Consider the following 19,515-nt stretch of genomic DNA (forward strand, 5'->3'; position numbering starts at 1 on the left):
CCTCCGACACGATCACCGCGTCGCCGAGCCCGTCGATCTCGCGCACCAACCGCTCCAGCGCTCCGAGCGACACCTTGAGACCGCCGGAGATGATCACGTCGTCGAGACGCCCGATCACGTGCAGCACGCCGTCGACGATCTCGCCGGCATCGCCCGTGCGGTACCAGCGCCGCGCGTGGTCGGTGTGGAACGCGGCATCCGTTCTCTGCGGATCCTCGAGGTAGCCCTCCGCGAGCACGGCTCCGGCGAGCTCGATCTGGCCGTCGACGATGCGCGCCTCGGTGCCCCCGATCGGCACGCCGTCGTACACGCAGCCCCCGCTCGTCTCGCTCGAGCCGTAGGTGCGGGTGACGTTGAGGCCGAGTTCGAGGGCGCGGGCGACGAGCGACACCGGGGTCGCCTGCCCGCCGACGAGGATGCGGTCGAACCGACGCAGCGCCGCGAGGGCGGCGTCTTCGTCGATGAGCCGCGCTAGCTGAGCGGGCACGAGCGAGGTGTAGCGCTGGGCGTGGTCCATCGCTCCGGCGGCCGCGATGAACGACTCGGCGCCGAAGTGCCCCGGCGCGACGACGACCGGCAGCGTGTCGGCGGTGAGTGACCGGACGAGCACGTTGATGCCGGCGATATAGGTGGTCGGCAGGGCGAGCAGCCACTGTCCCGGGCCGCCGAGAGCGGTTTCGGATGCCGCGGCGCTCGCTAACAACGCGTCGCTCGACAGTGCCACCCGCTTCGGTGTTCCCGTGGAGCCGCTCGACTCGATGACGACCGCGACCCGCTGCGGCACGGTGGCCGGCAGGGCGCCGGTGGGCTCGCCCGCGAACACGGCCGCGCCTTCGCCGGAGAGCGCCCCGCGCAGCGCCACGAACATGTCGTGTGCGCCGGTCGCGCGCAGCGCCCTCGTCATCAGTACTGCCAGGGGTAGGGCGACCAGTCGGGAGCCCGCTTCTCGAGGAACGCGTCGCGGCCCTCGACGGCCTCGTCGGTGCCGTAGGCGAGGCGTGTGGCCTCGCCGGCGAAGACCTGCTGGCCGACCATGCCGTCGTCGACCGCGTTGAACGCGAACTTGAGCATGCGGATCGCGGTGGGGCTCTTTCCGAGGATCGTGTTCGCCCAGCGGTAGGCCTCGGTCTCCAGCTCGGCGTGCGGCACGACCGCGTTGATCGCGCCGATCTCGAGGGCGCGTTGGGCGTCGTACTCCTCGGCGAGGAAGAAGATCTCGCGCGCGAACTTCTGGCCCACCTGGCGGGCGAAGTAAGCGCTGCCGTAGCCGCCGTCGAACGAGCCGACGTCGGCGTCGGTCTGCTTGAACTTGCCGTGCTCCGCGCTCGCGATCGACAGGTCGCAGACGACGTGCAGCGAGTGTCCGCCACCGGCCGCCCAGCCGGGGATGACCGCGATGACGACCTTGGGCATGAACCGGATGAGGCGCTGCACCTCGAGAATGTGCAGGCGGCCGGTCGCCCCCGCCGATTGAGTAGCGCCCGACGCAGGAGGCCGCGTATCGAAATTCCCCGCGGGATCGGGTGCCTCGTACAGGTAGCCGTCCCGCCCGCGGATGCGCTGGTCGCCGCCCGAGCAGAACGCCCAACCGCCGTCCTTGGCGCTCGGACCGTTTCCGGTGAGCAGCACGACCCCGATGCGCGAGTTCTGGCGGGCGTCGTCGAGCGCCCGGTAGAGCTCGTCGACCGTGTGCGGGCGGAACGCGTTGCGCACCTCCGGCCGGTTGAACGCGATGCGCGCGACCCTCCCGGCGGTGTCGTGGTGGTACGTGACATCCGTCAACGCTTCGAAGCCGTCGACCGGCTTCCACACGCTCGGATCGAAAAGGTCGGAGACGTCGGGCATGACCCCAGCCTACGATCTGTGCCCGGTTCGCGCGTTTCCTCTCTGGACTTGCGAGACTGTAGCCATGCTGGCAACGCTGACGGACATCCTCCAGACCGCCCGAGTGGTATCGATCCCGTTGCGGCAACGCTTCCGCGGTATCGACACCCGGGAGGTGGTGCTCTTCGAGGGACCGGAAGGCTGGGCGGAGTTCTCGCCGTTCGTGGAGTACGACGACGTGGAGGCCGCCGCGTGGCTCGCGGCCGCGATCGACTTCGGCTGGAACGCCGCTCCCCCGCTGCTACGCGACAGCGTGCGGGTCAACGCCACCCTGCCCGCGATCGCGCCGGGGCTCGTCGCCGACGTGCTCGGCCGGTTCGCCGGCTGCCGCACGGTCAAGGTGAAGGTGGCCGAGATCGGGCAGACGCTCGACGACGACGTGGCCAGGGTCGCCGCGGCGAGAGAGTATCTGGGCGCGGAGGGGCGCATCCGCATCGATGCGAACGGCGGCTGGAACGTCGACGAGGCGGAACACGCCATCCACGCCCTGGCCGAGTACGACCTCGAGTACGTGGAGCAGCCGTGCGCCTCCGTCGACGAACTCTGGCAGATCAGGCAGCGCGTGAAGTACATGGGCCTGCCCATCGCCGCCGATGAGAGCGTGCGCAAGGCCGCCGACCCGCTGCTCGTGGCGCGCCAGGAGGCCGCCGACATCCTGGTGATCAAGGCGCAACCGCTCGGCGGCATCACGAACGCGCTGGGCATCGCGGGCGAGGCGGGGCTGCCGCTGGTCGTGTCGAGCGCGCTCGAGACCTCGGTGGGAATTTCGATGGGGCTACACCTCGCCGCCGCGCTGCCCGAGCTGCCCTACGACTGCGGCCTCGCGACCGTCAGCCTGCTGTCGCTCGATGTGGCCGCGGAGCCGCTGCTGCCCGTCGACGGCGCCATCGGGGTGCGCCGGGTGACGCCGGACGCGCGCGTGCTCGCCGAGAACGCGGCCTCTCCCGACCGCGAGGCCTGGTGGCTGGCGCGCCTCGAGCGTTGCTACACCCTGCTCGCAGGTTGAGTAGGTCGCTCTAGCGACCGTATCGAAACCAGCTAGCACGACGGTTTCGATACGGGCCGCAGGCGGCCCTACTCAACCAGCAGCTGAGGCCTACAGGCCGCTGTAGGCGTGCAGGCCCTTGAAGAACAGGTTCACCACCGTGAAGTTGAACATCACGGCCGCGAAACCGATGATCGCGAGCCAGGCCGACCGGCTGCCGCGCCAGCCGCGCGTCGCGCGGGCGTGGATGTAGCCGGCGAACAGGGTCCAGATGATGAACGTCCAGACCTCCTTGGTGTCCCAGCCCCAGTACCGGCCCCACGCACGCTCGGCCCAGACGGCACCGGCGATGAGCGTGAAGGTCCAGAAGACGAAGCCCACGAGGATGAGCCGGTAGGCCAGGTTCTCGAGCTTCTCGGCGTTCGGCAGGGTCGCGAGGAACTTCATGCCCTCGCCGCCGCGAGCCTCGCGGCGCACCTGCAGCAGCTGCACCACCGAGAGCCCGCCGCCGAGGGCGAAGAACGCGGTGCCGAGGATCGCCACGAACACGTGGATGACGAGCCAGGCCGACTGCAGTGCCGGCGGCTGCGGGGCGACAGCCACGTAGAAGTTGACGGTGGCGAGGCCGAGGAAGGCGAGGCAGAAGCCCACGATGTAGGCGCCGAGGAACTTCAGGTCCTGCCAGAACTGCACGAACAGGAAGACACCCACGATGATGGCCGTCGCGGTGATCGCGAAGCCGTACATGTTCGACCACGGCGCATAGCCGGCGGCGAGACCGCGCAGCACGACGGCGACGACGTGCAGCACCCAGCCGAGGATGGTGAACCCGAGGGCCAGGCGCATCGCGCGCGAGACTTTCGCTGCGCCGTCGTCGGGCGCATCCGTCGCCAGCTTCTCGAGAAGCGACGTGCGGGCGGATGACGCGGCCAACTGCCCCACGGACGCCTCCACCGCCACGGGTGCCGGAGCCGATCGACGCGCGAGGTCGACCGTGAACGCGATGAATGCGAACGTGTAGACCACCATCGCGGAGTACACGGCGATGAGGGACATCGTCTCTAGAGTGAGGGTCACGGTTCCACCTTAAGCCCGAGCTGTTTTGAATGAGTCGCCGCGATGTCGCCGACAGCCGCCTCGAGGCGGGGGTCTTCGCCGCGGGCGAGGCCGGCGTACTCGAGGGTCACGCCGCCGTCCGCGTTTTCTGTTGCCTTCACCCACACGCGGCGGCGCGGGATGAACAGGCCGGTGAACAGGCCGGCGAGGATGAGGATCGCGAAGGTGAGCACCCACACCTGCGAGGGGTCGCGGTGGATGTCGAACGATGCGAACCGCTTCACCTCGGTGAGCTCGATCGTGCCGAGCCCGTTGGGCAGGTCGACGGTCTCACCGGGCCGCAGCTCGAGGGCCGGCACGTCGGCGTTGCTGCCGGCGATCTCCGTCATGTCGTCTGTGGCCAGCTGGTACACCGACTTCGGCACGCCGGCGTCGAGGCCGAGGTCGCCCGTGAACGCGCGCAGGGTGAGCAGCGGGTCGAGCAGCTCGGGGAACCCGGAGGTGAGCGCCCCGCTCGGCAGCTTGGCGGCGGTCGGGTAGAAGAAGCCGACGAGTCCCAGCTGTTCGGCGAGCCCGTCGGGCACCTTGATGACGCCGAGCGAGGTGAGGTGCGCGTCCTGCGGCAGGAACGGCGTCGAGTCCTCCCAGACCACGGTTCCCTCGGGGTCGCGGATCACGAGCGTCGGCGCGTAGCCGTTGCCGAGCAGGAACACGTCGGTGCCGCCGATCGCGAGCGGCTCGTTCACCTTGATGTTGGCGTTCTGCTGGTCGCCGTCGGGCATGGTCGTCGTGACATAGGCCGAGTAGTCAGTGGCCTGCCCGATGGCCTGCGTGTTCTCTAGCTCGTAGGTCGCCTCGAACTTGTCGAGGCTGATGCGGTACGGCTCGAGGAAGTCGCTCTCGAAGAACCGGCCCGGATTGAACGAGTCGTAGTCGCCGAGCACGTTCACGAACTTCTGGCCCTCGACGACGACGCGCTGGCCGCTGTAGCCGAAGCTGCCGCCGATGGCGACCGAGACCAGGATGCCGACGAGCGCCGTGTGGAACACGAGGTTGCCGGTCTCGCGCAGGTAGCCGCGCTCCGCGCTGACGCTGAACGAGCCTCGCCCCGCGCCTGTCGAATTGGAGGGGTACAGCTCGGTTCGATACCCCAGCTTCTTGAGATTGGCGCGTGCGCTGTCGATTGCGGATGCGGCATCCGTCCGGCCCGTGATCGAGGTATATCCCGCGAGGCGGTTCAGGCGGGCTGGCGTCTTCGGCGGGCGCGAGCGCAACGCGCGGAAGTGGTGGATGCTGCGCGGGATGATGCAGCCGATGAGCGACACGAAGAGCAGCAGGTAGATCGACGAGAACCACACCGACGTGTAGGTGTCGAACACCTGCAGCCCGTCGAGAATCGGGTAGAGGTCGGGGTGGTCGACCTTGTACTGGATGACGCCGTTGGGGTCGCTCGAGCGCTGGGCGACGAGCGAGCCGGGGATCGCGGCGAACGCCAGCAGCAGCAGCAGGAACAGCGCCGTGCGCATGCTGGTGAGCTGACGCCAGAAGAAACGTAGGTAGCCGACGACCCCGAGTTTGGGCTGCGCTATCGCCGAGTCGCCGGGTTCCGGGGAGTCGATGTGGTCAGAGGGGCGTGACGAAGACATTGATCACCGCTCCTAACTCGCTCATCCAGAGCGACCACAAGCCTGACACCATCAGCACGCCGATGATGACCAACAGCGAACCGCCGATGATGTTGATGATTCGGATGCGCTTCTTGATCCAGGCGACGGATGTCGCGACCCAGCCGAAACCGAAGGCGACGAGTATGAACGGGATACCGAGGCCGAGCGAGTACACGATTCCGAGCACGACCCCCTGCCACGCCGAGCCGCCCGAGAGGCTGATCGCCGTGATGGCGGCGAGTGTCGGTCCGAGGCACGGCGTCCAGCCGAGGCCGAAGAGGATGCCCAGCAGGGGCGCTCCGGCGAGGCCCGTGGCCGGCATCCACGACGGCTTGAAGGTGCGCTGCAGGAAGGTGAACTGGCCGATGAACACCAGCCCGAGCAGGATGACGAAGGCGCCCGCGAAGCGGGTGATGGTGTCGGAGTAGACGATCAGCCAGGTGCCGACGACGCCGAACGCCGCGTTGGTGGCGACGAACACGAGGGTGAATCCGAGCACGAACAGCGAGACACCGAGCACGAGGCGCGAACGGTCACGCTTGCCCCCGTTGCCGCTCAGCCCGCCGACATAGCCGAGGTAGCCGGGAACCAGCGGCAGAATGCACGGCGACAGGAACGACAGCAGGCCGGCGAGCAGTGCGATCGGAAGCGCGATGACGAGCTGCCCGTCGCCGACGAGCTCACCGACTCCTGGCATCGTTAGTCGCCCTCGGCGAGCGTGTCGTTGATGATCGTGCGCAGGCTGGAAGGGCCGTCGATCGCGCCGAGGAAGCGCGCGGCGACGCGACCCTCCCTGTCGATGACGAGAGTCGTGGGAACCGCGTTCGGGGCGACCTTGCCGGCGAAGGCCAGCAGCAGATTGCCGTCGTCGGCGTCCATCACCGAGGGGTAGGTGACGCCGAGGGTCTGGGCGAAGCTGAGCGACTGCGCGGCCTGGTCACGGACGTTGACGCCGAGGAACGCGACATCCTGACCGGCGAAGGCCTGGTTCACCTCTTCGAGCTCGGGCGCCTCGACCCGGCACGGCGGGCAGCCGGCGTACCAGAAGTTGAGCACGAGCACCTGGCCGGCGTAGTCGGCGGAGCTGACGGGCTCGCCCGAGTCGGTCTCGCCCTCGAACACGACCGGCTCACCACGATCGGCGACCTTGTACTCGCTGATCGTGCCCTCGCCCGAGATGTAGTTCTTGGTGGTGCCCGCCGAATACTGCTCCGCCAGCGGGTCGCTCGCGCACCCGGCCAGAAGGGTCAACGCGACGGCCGCTGCTGCGGCGGAGAAAAGGACGCGCTTCACACTGCTCCAAAATCGACGGATGCTGCCAGCAAGTCTTTCGCAGGATCCTGATAGTTGACCTCGACGAACCTGCCCCACGTGCCATCCGGCCCCTGAGAGCGCCGGAGAGTCGTGATGCTCGAGAGGGTGCAGCGTCGCTTGCGCGGGTCGTGGTACAGCTTCATGTTCTTCACCGAGCGGGCGACCATCACGATGGGCATCTGGTGGCTCACCATCACGACCTCGCCGCCGTCGGCCTTCTGCCAGGCGTCGGTGACCGCGGCGAGCATGCGTGCCTCGACGCTAACGAACGGCTCGCCCCAGCTCGGCTTTGTCGGGTTGATCACCCACGGCCAGACCTGCGGGCGCAGCAGCACGCCCGGCCCGAACTCGAACTTCTTGCCCTCGAACTTGTTCCAGGGCTCGATGATGCGGTCTTCGGTCACGATCGGCAGGCCGAAGTCGGACGACCACGGCGCGGCAGACTCCTGAGCGCGCTGCAGCGGGCTCGCGTACAGCGCGGTCACGTGGCGGCCGGCGAGACTCGCGGCAGCGGAGGCCGCCATCTTCACTCCGAGCTCCGACAGGTGATAGCCGGGGATGCGTCCGTAGAGGATCCCCTCGGGGTTGAAGACTTCGCCGTGGCGTACGAGGTGGATCAGGTCTGCGGGCACCGGACAAGTCTACGTTCGTGCTGGTTGAGTAGGTCGCTCAGCGACCGTATCGAAACCTCGCTGTGGCGGTTTCGATACAGGCCGCAGGCGGCCTTACTCAACCCGCATGGGTTGTAAACTCGCGGGGTGACTGAACGCACCCTCATCAAAGACCTGGCCGCGGCATCCGACGGCCCCATTTCCGTATCCGGCTGGGTCGAGACGGTGAGGGATCAAAAGAAGGTGCAGTTCGTCGTTCTGCGCGACGAGTCCGGGGCCGTGCAGCTGGTTCATCCGCGCAATTTCAACGAAGACAAGACGCCCGCCGACGACCCGATCGCCGACATCATCTCGGGCCTCGCCCAGGGCACTTTCCTCACCGCGACCGGCGAGCTCAAGCACGACGAGCGCGTGAAGCTCGGCGGCGTCGAGATCAAGGTCGACGCCCTGACCATCGCCGCCGAGGCGATCCCCGAGACGCCGATCGCCGAAGACTCCAGCGGCGACAAGCGCATGGACTGGCGGTTCCTCGACCTGCGCGTTCCCAAGAACGCCCTCGTCTTCAAGATCCAGACCACGTTCCTGCACGCGCTGCGCACCTACTGGGTCGAGCGCGACTTCATCGAGATCCACACCCCGAAGCTCATGGCGTCGGCGAGCGAGTCGAAGGCTGAACTGTTCGAGGTCGACTACTTCGAGGGCAAGGCCTACCTGGCGCAGAGCCCGCAGTTCTTCAAGCAGATGGCGCAGCCCGCCGGCTTCGGCAAGATCTTCGAGGTCGGGCCGGCCTTCCGCGCCGACCCGAGCTTCACGAGCCGCCACGCGACCGAGTTCACCTCGGTCGACACCGAGTTCAGCTGGATCGAGAGCCACGAAGACGTGATGAAGCTGCACGAGGAGCTTCTCGTCGCGGGGTTCCAGGCGGTGAAGGACAAGCACGGCGACGAGATCAAGGCGCTCTGGGACGTCGAGATCACGGTGCCGACCGTTCCGTTCCCGCGTGTTCCCCTCGCCGAGGCGAAGCGCATCGTCGCCGAACGCGGCTACGAGGTTCCCCGCGCCGACGACGACATGGACCCCGAAGGCGAGCGCCAGATCGCGGCGTGGGCGCAGGACACCTACGGCCACGAGTTCGTCTTCCTGACCGACTACGCGTCGAGCATCCGGCCGTTCTATCACATGCGCCACGAGGGCGACTCGAGCGTCACCAACTCCTACGACCTCATCTTCAACGGCGTCGAGATCTCCACGGGCGCCCAACGCGAGCACCGCATCGACGTGCTCGTCGAGCAGGCGAAGGAGAAGGGCCTCGACCCCGAGGAGCTCGACTTCTACCTCGACTTCTTCCGCTACGGCGTGCCCCCGCACGGCGGCTTCGGCATGGGTCTCAGCCGCGTGCTGATGCTGATGCTGCACCTGCCGAACATCCGCGAGGCGACCTACCTGTTCCGCGGGCCTACCCGACTTCTGCCCTGATCGACACGCGGCTGAAAAGTTAACTTTCATAGGGCAGGATGTCGGTCATGTCCAAGAAAATTGACTCCGCACGTAAGGACCTCACGAAGGCCCTCAAGAAGCACGCCGCGATCGTCGGGTCATCCGCCGTGTCGATGAAGAAGGCCCAGCGTGCGGCCGCCGATGTCCACCTCGCCGCGATCAAGTACGCCGCCGAGGTCGAAGCGAAGACCGGGCTCACGAGCCCGTTCGGCGACGCCCTCACACCCGGCCTGGACACGTCGACGGTCGCTTCGCTGACCGCCGAGCGCGACGCGATCGCGAAGAAGCCGCACAAGAAGTAACGGCGCTCTAGACCTCGAAGTCGACGTTCGAACGGCTCGCCACGAGCGGCTTGATCACGTGCGTGGCCGCGACGTGGTCGGGGTGCACCTGGTAGGCCTCGAGGTCCGCGAGCGACGCGTAGTCGGCGATCAGCACGACGTCCCAGTTGCTCTCGGGGTAGGCCACGTTCGTGCCCACCTGCAGCGCGAGGATCTCGGGGATCAGCGCGGGTAGCGCTTCGAGCGTCGCCGTGATCGTCGCGGCCTGCTCGGCGCGAGCCGCGGCATCCGCCCCAATGAGCTTCCAGCTGACTACGTGACGGATCATTCGCGAATCTCCAGAATTGCCGTTTTCAGGCGCACCGGATCGATGCGCCAGATGTTGTGCACCTTGCCGTTGAGCAGGACCACGGGGATCTCTTCGACGTACTTGTCGTACAGGTCGGGATGCTCCAGGATCGACAGCTCTTCGATGTGAACGGATGCCTCGGGGCCCAGATCGGCGACGACACCGTCGACCACCTCGCGTGCCGCCTCGCAGAGGTGGCAGTCGGGCTTACTGACGAAGGTGAGCTGGATCTGTGGCACGAGGCCAAGTCTACTGAAATGCAAAAAGCGCCAACCTCGAAAGGCTGACGCTGATGCGTGTAAGAAGCTCTACTTCTTGTTGCGACGCTGATGGCGCGTCTTGCGAAGCAGCTTGCGGTGCTTCTTCTTCGCCATACGCTTGCGGCGCTTCTTGATGACTGAACCCATGGGTACCTCACTGGTTACTGAATTAGACCGACCCGGTCCGATTCGGAACCGCGGAAAAATGTACTGCACAAGTCTAGCGCATAGCGCCGCGAGCGCTAACCGGTGTGCGAAATCGGCTTCTGGATGAGAGCGACGACGGCGGATTCGGGGATGCGGAATGACCGGCCGAAGCGGATGGCCGGCATTTCGCCCGCGTGCACCATGCGGTACACGGTCATCGTGGAGACACGCATCATGTCGGCCACTTCTGCGACCGTGAGAAAACGCACATCGGAGAGATCCCCTGACATGTCTGTGCCCCTTGCGATTCTGGAACACTCGTGACCAGTGTTACTGGAGTGCTGAAACGTAACACTAGGGGCTGGTGTGACTCGCTGTCTATGGCCTATTCGTCCAGCGCCGGGTCACGGCTCCGGGCAGCGCCTGCGTCATCTTCTCCGACGCCCCGTGGAAGGCCGTGCGCGCCTGGTTCGAACGGTCGGCGAGCGCGCGCCCCAGGTTCGCACCCACCTCGGTGCCGGCCCACGCGTTGAACGCTGCGGCCTCGTGGGCGACGTCGGTTGCGGATGACACGGGGCCGACGTCGAACGCGTCGTCGACGAACGGCGCCAGCCAGGCCTGCAGCGCGTCGAAGGGCGCCAGTTCGAGGCGGAAGTACCGCGCGCGACCCTCCTCGCGGGCCGAGACGTAGCCCTGCTCGCGCAGAACCCCGAGGTGCTTCGTGGCGGTCGGCACGGTGACACCGAGCAATTCGGCGAGCTCGGCGGCCGCGATTTCTCCCGTTCCGCCCCGCTCGAGCAGGATGAGCAGGATTTCGCGCCTGGTGGAGTCGGCGATTGCGTCGAAGGTGTCGGCCATCTCGAAAGGCTAGCGAAGCCGCGCGGGTAGTACCATGACAACCTGTTCCGACAGATTCGGTGTAGGGCGATCGGCGAGATGGGGTCCGGCATGCGCACGAGGCCCCTTCGGCGCACCTCTCCCTTGGGCCGCGTGCGAGACAACCTCGAGGGCTTCGCCGCGGCGACACCGGCGCGATTCGCGATCCTCATCTTCGCGGCACTCGTGCTCGTCTTCACCCTTCTCTTCTCCCTCCCCGTGGCGACGTCGTCGGGCAGCGTGCCGCCCTTCGCCGACGCCCTGTTCACCGCCGTCTCGGTGATCTGCGTCACCGGCCTCTCGACCGTCGACATGGGCTCGTACTGGTCGCCGCTCGGGCACGTCTTCATCCTCGTCGGCGTGGAGATCGGCGGCATCGGAGTACTGACGCTCGCGTCCATCCTCGGCCTGATCATCTCCCGCAAGCTCGGCCTGAGGCAGCGCCTGCTCGCGGCGGGCGACACCAACCCGCTGCGCATGCACAAGGGATCGATGGCCGAGAGCCAGGCCGTGCGCCTCGGCGAGGTGGGTTCGCTGCTCGTCACCGTGGCGGTGAGCGTGTTGGTCATCGAGGTCGGCATCGCGCTGCTGCTGTTCCCCCGGCTGCTGCTCGCCGGGCACGCGCCCCTCACGGCCGCGTGGGAGGCGTTCTACTACTCGACCATGGCATTCACCAACACGGGCTTCCAGCCCACGACCGACGGTCTCGTGCCGTTCGCCTCCGACTACTGGTTTCTCAGCGTGCTCATGCTCGGCGTCTTCCTCGGAGCCGTCGGCTTTCCGGTGATCTACGTGCTGATGCGCAACCTCAAACGGCCGAAGAAGTGGTCGCTGCACGTCAAGCTCACCCTCACCACCACGATCCTGCTCTTCGTGCTGGGCGGCCTGGCATTCTTCGTTCTCGAGCTCGGCAATGCCAAGACGTTCGCGAACATGGACTTCGGTCAACGCATCTTCCAGCCGTTCTTCCTGTCGATGATGACGCGCTCGGGCGGCTTCAGCACGATCGACATCGGCGAGCTGAACGGCGCCAGCCTGCTCGTGGGCGACATGCTCATGTTCATCGGCGGCGGCTCCGCGTCCACCGCCGGTGGCATCAAGGTGACGACGCTCGCCATCCTGTTCCTGGCGGCGTTCGCCGAGGCGCGCGGCAACGAGGGCATGGAGGCCTTCGACCGCCGCATCCCCTCGGACGTTCTGCGGCTGGGCGTCAGTGTTGTGCTCTGGGGCGCGACAACGGTGGCCGCGTCATCCATCATCATTCTGCAGATCTCCGGGGCCAGCCTCGACTTCGTTCTGTTCGAGGTGATCTCGGCGTTCGCGACGTCCGGGCTGAGTACCGGGCTCACGGCGGAACTGCCCGATTCCGGCGTCTATGTGCTCGCCGCGACCATGTTTCTCGGCCGAGTCGGTACGGTGACTCTGGCGGCCGCACTCGCGGCGTCGCAGCGCCGCCAGTTGTTCAGGCGAGCAGAAGAGAGGCCCATCGTTGGTTGACAGGATTGCGCACAACGCGCCGGTACTCGTGATCGGCCTCGGACGCTTCGGCGCCGCCACGGCAGGTCAGCTCGACCGTCTCGACCGGGAGGTGCTCGCCGTCGACGCCGACGAAGCACTCGTGCAGAAGTGGTCGGAGCGGGTGACACACGCCGTGCAGGCGGATGCCCGCAGCATCGATGCGCTGCGCCAGATCGGCGCGCAGGAGTTCTCGATCGCCGTCGTCGCCGTCGGCTCGTCGATCGAGGCGAGCGTGCTCATCACCGCGAACCTGGTCGACCTCAAGATCCCGCAGATCTGGGCGAAGGCGATCAGCCAGTCGCACGGCAAGATCCTCTCGCGCATCGGCGCGAACCACGTGATCTACCCCGAGGCCGAGGCCGGCGAGCGTGTCGCCCACCTGGTCTCCGGTCGCATGATCGACTTCATCGAGTTCGACGACGACTTCGCGCTCGTGAAGATGTACCCGCCCAAGCCGATTCGCGGCATCCCGCTCGCCGAGTCGCAGGTGCGGCGCAAGTACGGCATCACCGTGGTCGGGGTGAAGGCGCCCGGCAAGGACTTCACGTACGCCGCGCCCGAGACCGTGATCTCGAATCACGACCTCATCATCGTCAGTGGCAACTCGGCGGATATCGAACGGTTCGCGAGCCTCTCGAGCTGACGCTTACACTCTCTGAGTGGTAAAAGTCATCATTCCGTGGCGCCCTCAGCCGTCCCGGCTCGCGGCGTTCGACGCGACGAGCGCGTGGTACCGGCAGAACCTGCCAGGGGCCGAGATCCTCACTGTCGACTCCGGCGACGTTCCGTTCAACCTGGCGCGCTGCCGCAACGTGGGAATGGCGTCGATCCCGGGCGTCGACGAAGTGGTGATCATCGGCGACGCCGACACGATCCCCAGTCTCGAGCCGCTGCTCGAAGCGGTCGCCTCCGCCTCCACCTCGGGCCTCGTGCACCTGCCGTACACGCGCTACCAGTGGCTCGGCCGCGAGGGCACGACGGCATACTTCGACGGCGCCGACATCACGTCGGTCGACGCGACGCTCGTCGTCGGCGCCTGCTCGGGCGTCTACGTCACGACGCCGCGCACGTGGGCGTCGCACGGCGGGCAAGACGAGCGCTTTCGCGGCTGGGGTTTCGAAGACTCCGCCTGGTTCGCCGCCCACACCACCCTGCTCGGATCGCAGCCGCAGCGCCACGACGGCAACGTCTACGCGCTGCACCACGAGACGCAACTGCGCGAGGGTGAGCAGTACGACGCCAACGCCGCGCTGCGCGAACGCTACCGCGACGCCGAGCCCTCGGCCGAGGCGATGCGGGCGCTGGTCTTCGGCGCGTAGTCGCACTCGGCACGCTCAACAGGACGAATTGCCGCCCGAGCGCGCTCAACAGGAAGAACTCGCCTGCCAGGAGCGGGGCCATCCTGTCGAACGTCGCACTCGACTAGGCCGGCGCGAAGAACGCGGCTAGGCGAGTCGGCGGTACGCGCGATCGCGGCCGGGCGTCTCCAGCAGCGAGGCGCTCAGAGCGCCGAGCCGTGCCCGGGGAAGGGCCAGCACGCGCTGGAGCCCCACGCGCAGCTCGTCGACCGTCGCCGTATTGGGAGCGAGAGACACGCCGAACCCCTCGCGTTCGAGCGCGGCGGCCCCGGCGAACTGGTCGGTCGAGAATGGCAGCACCAGCAGCGGCACGCCGTGGGTCATCGCCTCGGTCACGCTGTTGTTGCCGCCGTGGTTCACGGCCGCCGCCGCACGCGACAGCAGGCGCACCTGCGGCAGGAAGCCGCGCACCAGCCAGTCGGCCGGCAGCTCGCCCAGCTCGGCACGGTCGGCCGATCCGGTCGCCACCGCGACGCGCAGACCCAGCCCGGCGAGCGCGGCCAGCACGCGCGCGAGCACGTCACCGCGCACCGACAGGAAGCTACCGAAGCTCACATAGACGAACGGGTCGTCGCTGGCCGCGAGCCACGACTCCACCTCGGCGTCGGCGGGCTCGGAGCGCACCGACGAGCCGATGAACTCGTGCGCGGGCAGCAGCGCCGTGCGGGCCGGTTCGTGCAGCTCGGCGGGGTAGTTGTAGAGAAGCAGGTCGCCGTGTTCGGCGAACGCGCTCGCGCTGTGCAGGTGCGACGCGCCGAGGCCGTCGAGCGCCGCGTTCCATTCGGCCGTGAACGAGGCGCTGACGTCGTCGCAGATCTCCCGCAGTTCGGCGAGAGCCGCGTCATCCGGATCAAAGGCCGCAGGCCACGACGGCGGGTACCCGTAGACCTCGCCGCCCACCGGCAGCGCGGAGGGGTGGCCGAGCACGACGTCGGCGTACGGGGTGCCGTGCGCGAGCAGTGCGAGACGGGCGCTGAACGCGAGGTGGTCGACGATCACGCGGTCGGGCTTGACCTCGTCGACCACCCGCTGCACGGCGCGGGCGGTGTTCACCGGATCCCAGAGCAGGTCGTTCCCCCGCGCCGCGGCCTGGAACGCGAGGGTCTCGACCATGCCGAGACGGGTCGCCGCGAAGAAGCCGCGCAGCGCGTCGTCTTCGCCCTTCGGCTGGTCCTCGGCCTTGATGATGCCCGGGTTGGAGCCGCGGCCCAGCTGCAGGTGCACGCGGTCGAAGCCGAACGACTCGACGATCGACGCCGTGGCCTCACCCGTGGCCACCACGACGCGCTCCCCCGCGTCGCGCCACGCGGTGCCGAGGGTGGCGAGCGGCAGCAGGTGCGACGCGTAGTCGGGCGAGATGATCAGCAGGGTCACAGCGCGGCCACGCTGCCCGCGTGCGACTCGGCCGCCGCGTCGCTCACGTCGGCGTAGACCACCGAGAGGGCGCGCGCCATCGCCTGGATGGTGAAGTCGCGCAACACGGTCTCGCGCGACCGGTTCGGGCGCGCGTCGGTCGTCGCCGTCTCGGCGGCCTCGCGCTCCATCGCGTCGAGCGCGTCGCTCATCGACGCCGCGAGCAGCGCCGCGTCGGAGGTGCGCGTGAGGAACCCGGTGACGCCGTCTTCCACGTAGGTGGCCGGTCCGCCGCCGGCCGGTGCGACGACGAGCAGTCCGGCCGCCATCGCCTCGAGGATCGCGATGCCGAACTCCTCTTTCAGGCTGCCGCACACGTACACGCCGCCGGGCGCCGCGAAGCCGGGCACACCGAAGCGGGTGGCCGCGACCCAGCGGGCCACGGTGTCGTTGGGCCGGTGGCCCGAGAGCAGAAGGCCGGATGCCGCGGCTTCCGCCCGGGGAACCGTGCGGTCGATGCGATCGAGCTGTTCACGTTCGTCGGCCGACGGGTTTTCGAGGTCACCGCCCACGAGCAGCAGGTTCGCGCGGTCGCGCAGCGGACCGTTGGCCCACGCCGAGGCGATCGTCGCCATTCCCTTGATGCGGTGGAAGCGTCCGACCGAGGTGATGAGCGGCAGGTGCCGGCGTTCCTCGGGCAGCTGGGCGAGCAGCGTGCGCAACGCCTGGAGCGGCGCTGTGGCGGGAGCCCCCGTCGCGTGGTCGCCGGCTTCGAGCACGGCGCGGTCGACGACCTCGAGGTCGATGCCCTCCGGCACGATCGAGTGGCGTTCGGGGTGTGCCGTGATGTCGATGCCGACGAGCTCGCGCATGTCGGCCTCGAGGTTCGGGCGGGGAAAGAGCACGGTATGGGCCGCGTCGGCCGCGAGCCGCTGCACGAGCCGCGCGCGGAACCAGTAGTGCTCGCGTTCGTCGACCTCGCCGAAGTTGGCGCGGGTGAGGTCGCCCGACTGGTCGAGCGTGCGGATGACCGCGTGCGGGTCGGGCGCGACGGTGAACACGACGGAGATGCCGAGATCGCGGGCGACGTTGGCGGCGGCGAGGCTGCCCACGTCGGCCATGCGCAGGTGCAGCACGTCGACGGTGCCGATGGCGCGCAGAACCCTGCGGATGCCGCGTTCCGCCGCGACCCGCAGCTGCCAGGCGTCCGCCGACGACACGGGTTCGCTCAACAGCGGCACCGAGGCGTACGCGTGTCCGCGCACGGTGGAGCCGACCGAGGAGAGGCTCTCGAGGGCGTCGGCCGCGCTGCCGCGGGAGAGGGTGACGACCCGCTGCACCGTCGTGGCCTCCGCCGCGGCATCCGAGGCCCCGGGCGTCGCCGATACGAGCGCGTCGCCGAGTCGCACGAGCAGGGTCGCGATGCCGCCGTTGTCGCCGCTGCCCGCACGCGTGAGCTGCGGGTCGATGTCGGCGTGCAGGAAGAGCTGGGCCACGGTGAGTCCGGTCTGCCACGGTGCGCGCACGGCGCCGCTCGCCGTGAGGTCGACGAGGGCGAGCCGGGCGGCTTCGGCGACGAAGTCGCCGCCGGCCGCGAGTCGGGAGACGAGATCGACGCTACGGGCATCGGCCTCCCGGTCGCCGAGGCCGGCGACGGCGGCGACGCGCACGGAGACCGACTCGCGCTCGTCGGAGGCGATGCGCAAGAGGGCCGCGGTGGCGATGCGCCCGCGTGCGACGCCGAGCGTCTCGACGAGGCGGGTGCGCGATGCCGGCTCGGTCACACCGACGAGCGCGCTCTCCAGCCCGATTGCCACCTGATCGGGAGCGGACGACGCCCACTGCTGCAGGGTGCGCTGAGCGAGCATGCCGCTGAATCCGCCGTCGGAGACGAGGCCGATGAGCCGCGCGATCGTGTCGAAGCGCGGCAGACGGGCGGAGAACGCCCAGGCGGCGTGCTCGCGCAGGTAGGCCCGGTCGCTCGAGAGCAGACCGGCGAGCACGTCGTCGGCATCGTCGTCGAAGACCTGGGCGAGCGCGTGTACCGCGGCGATCGCCGTGAGCTGGTCGTCGCCGTGCAGCGTCGCCGCCAACACGCGCGTGGTGCGGGTACCGCCATTGCGGCTCGCGACGAACGCCAGCTCGTCGGCGACACGCATGGCGTCGACGATGTGGGTCGTGCCGCGGAGCTCGTCTAGAGACGTCTGAATTCCCACTGTCGTACTTCCGTTCTTGATGGACCGAGATCATTATGAACGGGAAGCATGACGCGCAGCACTCAGGTTCCGGATGCACCGGGGGGTTGTTCCCGCGGTCGTGGCGGGCTAGGCGCCGCTAACCCGCCTGCGTGTCGTCTTGCGTCTCCGTGTCGTCTGAGTTCGGAGCCGTGGGCACGGTCTGATTGGAGTCGCCGCGGGGGGCCGTCGGGCGCGTGCCGTCCGCGCCCTGCTGGCCGCCCGGGCCGCCACCCGGAAACCCGCCCTGGCTGGTGCCGACGGTCTGGTCGCCGATGGGGAGAGCGACACCGAGGGCGACACCCCCGCCGAAGAGGAGCCCGGCTACGAGCACGCCGCCCACGGCGATGCCGGCGATCGCGACGCTCGGGAGGCCCCGCGACGGGGCGGTCTCGGCGGGGGCCGTCTCGGCGACAGCGGCAGCCGGCGCGGGGGTGGCGTTCGGTTCAGGGGATGCAACGACGGAATTGGTCATGAAACCACGATGACCATCCCCGCTATGGAAGCCCTATGACGGGGCTGGCAGTTCAGGCGCCCTTCGCGAGTTCCGCGCTGCGGGCGAGGGCCGCGGCCGTGGCCCGGTCGAACAGGGAGGTGAGGTCGGCCGCGTCCAATTCGGCGATGGCCCGCTCGGTCGTTCCCTTCGGGCTGGTCACCTTCACGCGCAGCTCCGTCGGGGTCGACTCCGACGACTCGAGCAGCGCGGTCGCGCCGATGAAGGTGCCGTTGACCATCGTGGCCGCCTGCTCCTCGGAGAAGCCGAGGTTCACGGCCGTGCGCGTGAGCCGTTCGATCAGGAAGAAGACGTAGGCGGGGCCCGACCCCGAAATGGTTCCCAGCGCGTCGATCTGGTTCTCGGGGATGACGAGCACGTCGCCCACGGTCTCGAACAGCGCGCGCGCGATCGCGAGGTCGTCGTCGCTCGAGCGGGTGCCCGCCGCGAGGCCGGTGACACCCTTGCCCACCACCGACGGCGTGTTCGGCATCGAACGCAACACGGCACCGGAAACGAGCGACTCCATGGTCGCGATGGTGACCCCGGCGGCAACGCTCACCACGATCGCGTCGGGCTCGAGGCTGTCGGCCACCTCGCGCAGCAGGTCGGGCACCATCGCGGGCTTCACCCCGACGATCACGATGCGGGCGCCCTTTACGGCGACGCGGTTGGCGTCGGGGTCGATGCTCGTGGCGAGCGAGGTCACCGTCGGCGACGCGAGCGCCTCGGCCTTCTCCGCCGACCGGTTGGTGACCCGGATGCCGCCCTCGACGACGACGTTCGGGTTGAGCAGCCCGGCGAGGATCGCGCCGCCCATCGACCCGGTTCCGAGAATGGCAATGGTGGGGAGAGTCACGGTCATAGGAGCATTCTAGGATTGCTCCTATGAGCGCATCGGGTGGGAACAAGGCAATAGTCGCGGCACTGCTAGCAAACCTGGGAATCGCGATCACGAAATTCATCGCGTTCGCCTTCTCCGGTTCGAGCTCGATGCTCGCCGAGGGCGTGCATTCCTTGGCCGACACGGGCAACCAGGGCCTGCTTCTGCTCGGCGGCCGTCAGGCGAAGAAGAAGGCCACCGCCGACCACCCCTTCGGGTTCGGCCGCGAACGCTTCGTCTACGCGTTCGTCGTGTCGATCATCCTGTTCTCCATCGGTGGCGTCTTCTCCATCTACGAGGGCGTCGAGAAACTGCAGCACCCGCACGAGCTGGAGAACGCCTGGCTGCCGATCGTTGTGCTGCTCGTCGCCATCGGGCTCGAGAGCTTCTCGTTCCGCACCGCGATCCGGGAGTCGAACCACGTGCGCGGCAAGCAGGGCTGGGTGGAGTTCATCCGCCGCTCGAAGGCGCCCGAGCTGCCCGTTGTGCTGCTCGAAGACTTCGCCGCTCTCATCGGCCTCGTGCTCGCCCTGCTGGGCGTCGGTCTCACGATCATCACCGGCGACTCGGTCTTCGACGCCCTCGGCACACTGGCCATCGGAATCCTGCTTGTGCTCGTCGCGATCGTGCTCGGCATCGAGACGAAGAGCCTGCTGGTGGGCGAAGGCGCGAACCCCGCGGATGTCGCGGCCATCGAGGACGCCATCCTCGCCGGCAGCGAGCACGAGGGCATCATCCACATGAAGACC

At 68.4% G+C, this 19,515-nt stretch carries 23 protein-coding genes; 7 read left to right on the top strand and 16 right to left on the bottom strand.

Annotated elements, in window-relative coordinates:
* Window positions 1-904 (bottom strand): AMP-binding protein (locus ACLQ6X_RS17525; protein WP_411701430.1); only part of this gene is annotated, 904 nt, incomplete at its 3' end.
* The gene (locus tag ACLQ6X_RS17530) at window positions 904-1,845 is read right to left on the bottom strand and encodes a 1,4-dihydroxy-2-naphthoyl-CoA synthase (protein ID WP_411701431.1); all 942 of its coding nucleotides are present in this window, start codon (window positions 1,843-1,845) and stop codon (window positions 904-906) included. The genes ACLQ6X_RS17530 and ACLQ6X_RS17525, both read right to left, overlap by 1 nt.
* 64 nt (window positions 1,846-1,909) lie before the next feature.
* On the opposite strand from ACLQ6X_RS17530, the gene ACLQ6X_RS17535 reads away from it, so the two are divergent.
* Entirely contained in the window at window positions 1,910-2,890 is a 981-nt protein-coding gene (locus ACLQ6X_RS17535; RefSeq protein WP_411701432.1) for an o-succinylbenzoate synthase, read from the top strand.
* Between the two features lie 90 nt (window positions 2,891-2,980).
* Here ACLQ6X_RS17535 and ccsB read toward each other — a convergent pair whose 3' ends face one another.
* The 5 genes from ccsB to ACLQ6X_RS17560 are packed head-to-tail and all read right to left on the bottom strand — an operon-like array spanning window position 2,981 to window position 7,538.
* Window positions 2,981-3,946 (bottom strand): c-type cytochrome biogenesis protein CcsB, encoded by a 966-nt coding sequence (gene ccsB, locus ACLQ6X_RS17540; RefSeq protein ID WP_411701433.1) that lies wholly within the window; start codon window positions 3,944-3,946, stop codon window positions 2,981-2,983.
* On the bottom strand, window positions 3,943-5,571 hold the full coding sequence (locus ACLQ6X_RS17545) for a cytochrome c biogenesis protein ResB (RefSeq protein WP_411701434.1): 1,629 nt from the start codon (window positions 5,569-5,571) through the stop codon (window positions 3,943-3,945). Before ACLQ6X_RS17545 ends, ccsB begins: the two co-directional genes overlap by 4 nt.
* On the bottom strand, window positions 5,549-6,289 hold the full coding sequence (locus ACLQ6X_RS17550; protein ID WP_411701435.1) for a cytochrome c biogenesis CcdA family protein: 741 nt from the start codon (window positions 6,287-6,289) through the stop codon (window positions 5,549-5,551). The genes ACLQ6X_RS17545 and ACLQ6X_RS17550 overlap by 23 nt, the downstream gene beginning before the upstream one ends.
* 2 nt (window positions 6,290-6,291) lie before the next feature.
* Window positions 6,292-6,885 carry a TlpA family protein disulfide reductase gene (locus ACLQ6X_RS17555; protein WP_411701436.1) on the bottom strand — a complete coding sequence of 198 codons (594 nt, stop codon included), beginning with the start codon at window positions 6,883-6,885 and terminating at the stop codon, window positions 6,292-6,294.
* Entirely contained in the window at window positions 6,882-7,538 is a 657-nt protein-coding gene (locus ACLQ6X_RS17560; RefSeq protein WP_411701437.1) for a histidine phosphatase family protein, read from the bottom strand. Before ACLQ6X_RS17560 ends, ACLQ6X_RS17555 begins: the two co-directional genes overlap by 4 nt.
* Window positions 7,539-7,664: 126 nt before the next feature.
* Between ACLQ6X_RS17560 and aspS the strand changes: the two genes are divergently transcribed.
* Window positions 7,665-8,993 (top strand): aspartate--tRNA(Asn) ligase, encoded by a 1,329-nt coding sequence (gene aspS, locus ACLQ6X_RS17565; RefSeq protein WP_411701438.1) that lies wholly within the window; start codon window positions 7,665-7,667, stop codon window positions 8,991-8,993.
* A 47-nt stretch (window positions 8,994-9,040) separates the two neighbouring features.
* The gene (locus ACLQ6X_RS17570; RefSeq protein WP_411701439.1) at window positions 9,041-9,316 is read left to right on the top strand and encodes a hypothetical protein; all 276 of its coding nucleotides are present in this window, start codon (window positions 9,041-9,043) and stop codon (window positions 9,314-9,316) included.
* Between the two features lie 7 nt (window positions 9,317-9,323).
* On the opposite strand, the gene ACLQ6X_RS17575 is transcribed toward ACLQ6X_RS17570, so the two are convergent.
* From ACLQ6X_RS17575 to ACLQ6X_RS17595, 5 genes are all read right to left on the bottom strand, one after another.
* Window positions 9,324-9,623, bottom strand: coding sequence for a Dabb family protein (locus ACLQ6X_RS17575; RefSeq protein WP_411701440.1), 300 nt, complete (start codon window positions 9,621-9,623; stop codon window positions 9,324-9,326).
* A complete protein-coding gene (locus ACLQ6X_RS17580; RefSeq protein ID WP_411701441.1) occupies window positions 9,620-9,883 on the bottom strand; it encodes a glutaredoxin family protein in 264 nt (87 codons plus the stop codon). The genes ACLQ6X_RS17575 and ACLQ6X_RS17580 overlap by 4 nt, the downstream gene beginning before the upstream one ends.
* 69 nt (window positions 9,884-9,952) lie before the next feature.
* Window positions 9,953-10,051 carry a 30S ribosomal protein bS22 gene (locus ACLQ6X_RS17585; protein ID WP_003792170.1) on the bottom strand — a complete coding sequence of 33 codons (99 nt, stop codon included), beginning with the start codon at window positions 10,049-10,051 and terminating at the stop codon, window positions 9,953-9,955.
* Between the two features lie 95 nt (window positions 10,052-10,146).
* The gene (locus ACLQ6X_RS17590) at window positions 10,147-10,341 is read right to left on the bottom strand and encodes a helix-turn-helix domain-containing protein (protein WP_188510569.1); all 195 of its coding nucleotides are present in this window, start codon (window positions 10,339-10,341) and stop codon (window positions 10,147-10,149) included.
* An 88-nt stretch (window positions 10,342-10,429) separates the two neighbouring features.
* A complete protein-coding gene (locus ACLQ6X_RS17595; RefSeq protein WP_411701442.1) occupies window positions 10,430-10,909 on the bottom strand; it encodes an ArsR/SmtB family transcription factor in 480 nt (159 codons plus the stop codon).
* A 90-nt stretch (window positions 10,910-10,999) separates the two neighbouring features.
* Between ACLQ6X_RS17595 and ACLQ6X_RS17600 the strand changes: the two genes are divergently transcribed.
* From ACLQ6X_RS17600 to ACLQ6X_RS17610, 3 genes are read left to right on the top strand one after another with little or no spacing between them, the layout of a single operon-like run.
* Window positions 11,000-12,424, top strand: a complete 1,425-nt coding sequence (locus ACLQ6X_RS17600; protein ID WP_411701443.1) for a TrkH family potassium uptake protein — start codon at window positions 11,000-11,002, stop codon at window positions 12,422-12,424.
* A complete protein-coding gene (locus ACLQ6X_RS17605; protein ID WP_411701444.1) occupies window positions 12,417-13,088 on the top strand; it encodes a potassium channel family protein in 672 nt (223 codons plus the stop codon). The genes ACLQ6X_RS17600 and ACLQ6X_RS17605 overlap by 8 nt, the downstream gene beginning before the upstream one ends.
* A 16-nt stretch (window positions 13,089-13,104) precedes the next feature.
* Window positions 13,105-13,764 carry a hypothetical protein gene (locus ACLQ6X_RS17610; RefSeq protein ID WP_411701445.1) on the top strand — a complete coding sequence of 220 codons (660 nt, stop codon included), beginning with the start codon at window positions 13,105-13,107 and terminating at the stop codon, window positions 13,762-13,764.
* A 126-nt stretch (window positions 13,765-13,890) separates the two neighbouring features.
* Here ACLQ6X_RS17610 and ACLQ6X_RS17615 read toward each other — a convergent pair whose 3' ends face one another.
* The 4 genes from ACLQ6X_RS17615 to proC form a co-directional block, all read right to left on the bottom strand.
* Window positions 13,891-15,177, bottom strand: a complete 1,287-nt coding sequence (locus ACLQ6X_RS17615; protein ID WP_411701446.1) for a glycosyltransferase — start codon at window positions 15,175-15,177, stop codon at window positions 13,891-13,893.
* Window positions 15,174-17,372 carry a glycosyltransferase gene (locus ACLQ6X_RS17620; protein WP_411701447.1) on the bottom strand — a complete coding sequence of 733 codons (2,199 nt, stop codon included), beginning with the start codon at window positions 17,370-17,372 and terminating at the stop codon, window positions 15,174-15,176. The genes ACLQ6X_RS17615 and ACLQ6X_RS17620 overlap by 4 nt, the downstream gene beginning before the upstream one ends.
* A gap of 118 nt (window positions 17,373-17,490) precedes the next feature.
* Window positions 17,491-17,865: a hypothetical protein gene (locus tag ACLQ6X_RS17625; RefSeq protein WP_411701448.1), complete on the bottom strand. Its 375-nt coding sequence runs from the start codon at window positions 17,863-17,865 to the stop codon at window positions 17,491-17,493.
* 52 nt (window positions 17,866-17,917) lie between these two features.
* Complete coding sequence (gene proC / locus ACLQ6X_RS17630) at window positions 17,918-18,748, bottom strand: pyrroline-5-carboxylate reductase (RefSeq protein WP_411701449.1); 831 nt, start codon at window positions 18,746-18,748, stop codon at window positions 17,918-17,920.
* A gap of 23 nt (window positions 18,749-18,771) precedes the next feature.
* Between proC and ACLQ6X_RS17635 the strand changes: the two genes are divergently transcribed.
* The coding region (locus tag ACLQ6X_RS17635; protein ID WP_411701450.1) for a cation diffusion facilitator family transporter at window positions 18,772-19,515 on the top strand (744 nt) is incomplete at its 3' end.

This window comes from Conyzicola sp. (genome assembly GCF_046714715.1).
Classification (GTDB): Bacteria; Actinomycetota; Actinomycetes; order Actinomycetales; family Microbacteriaceae; genus Conyzicola.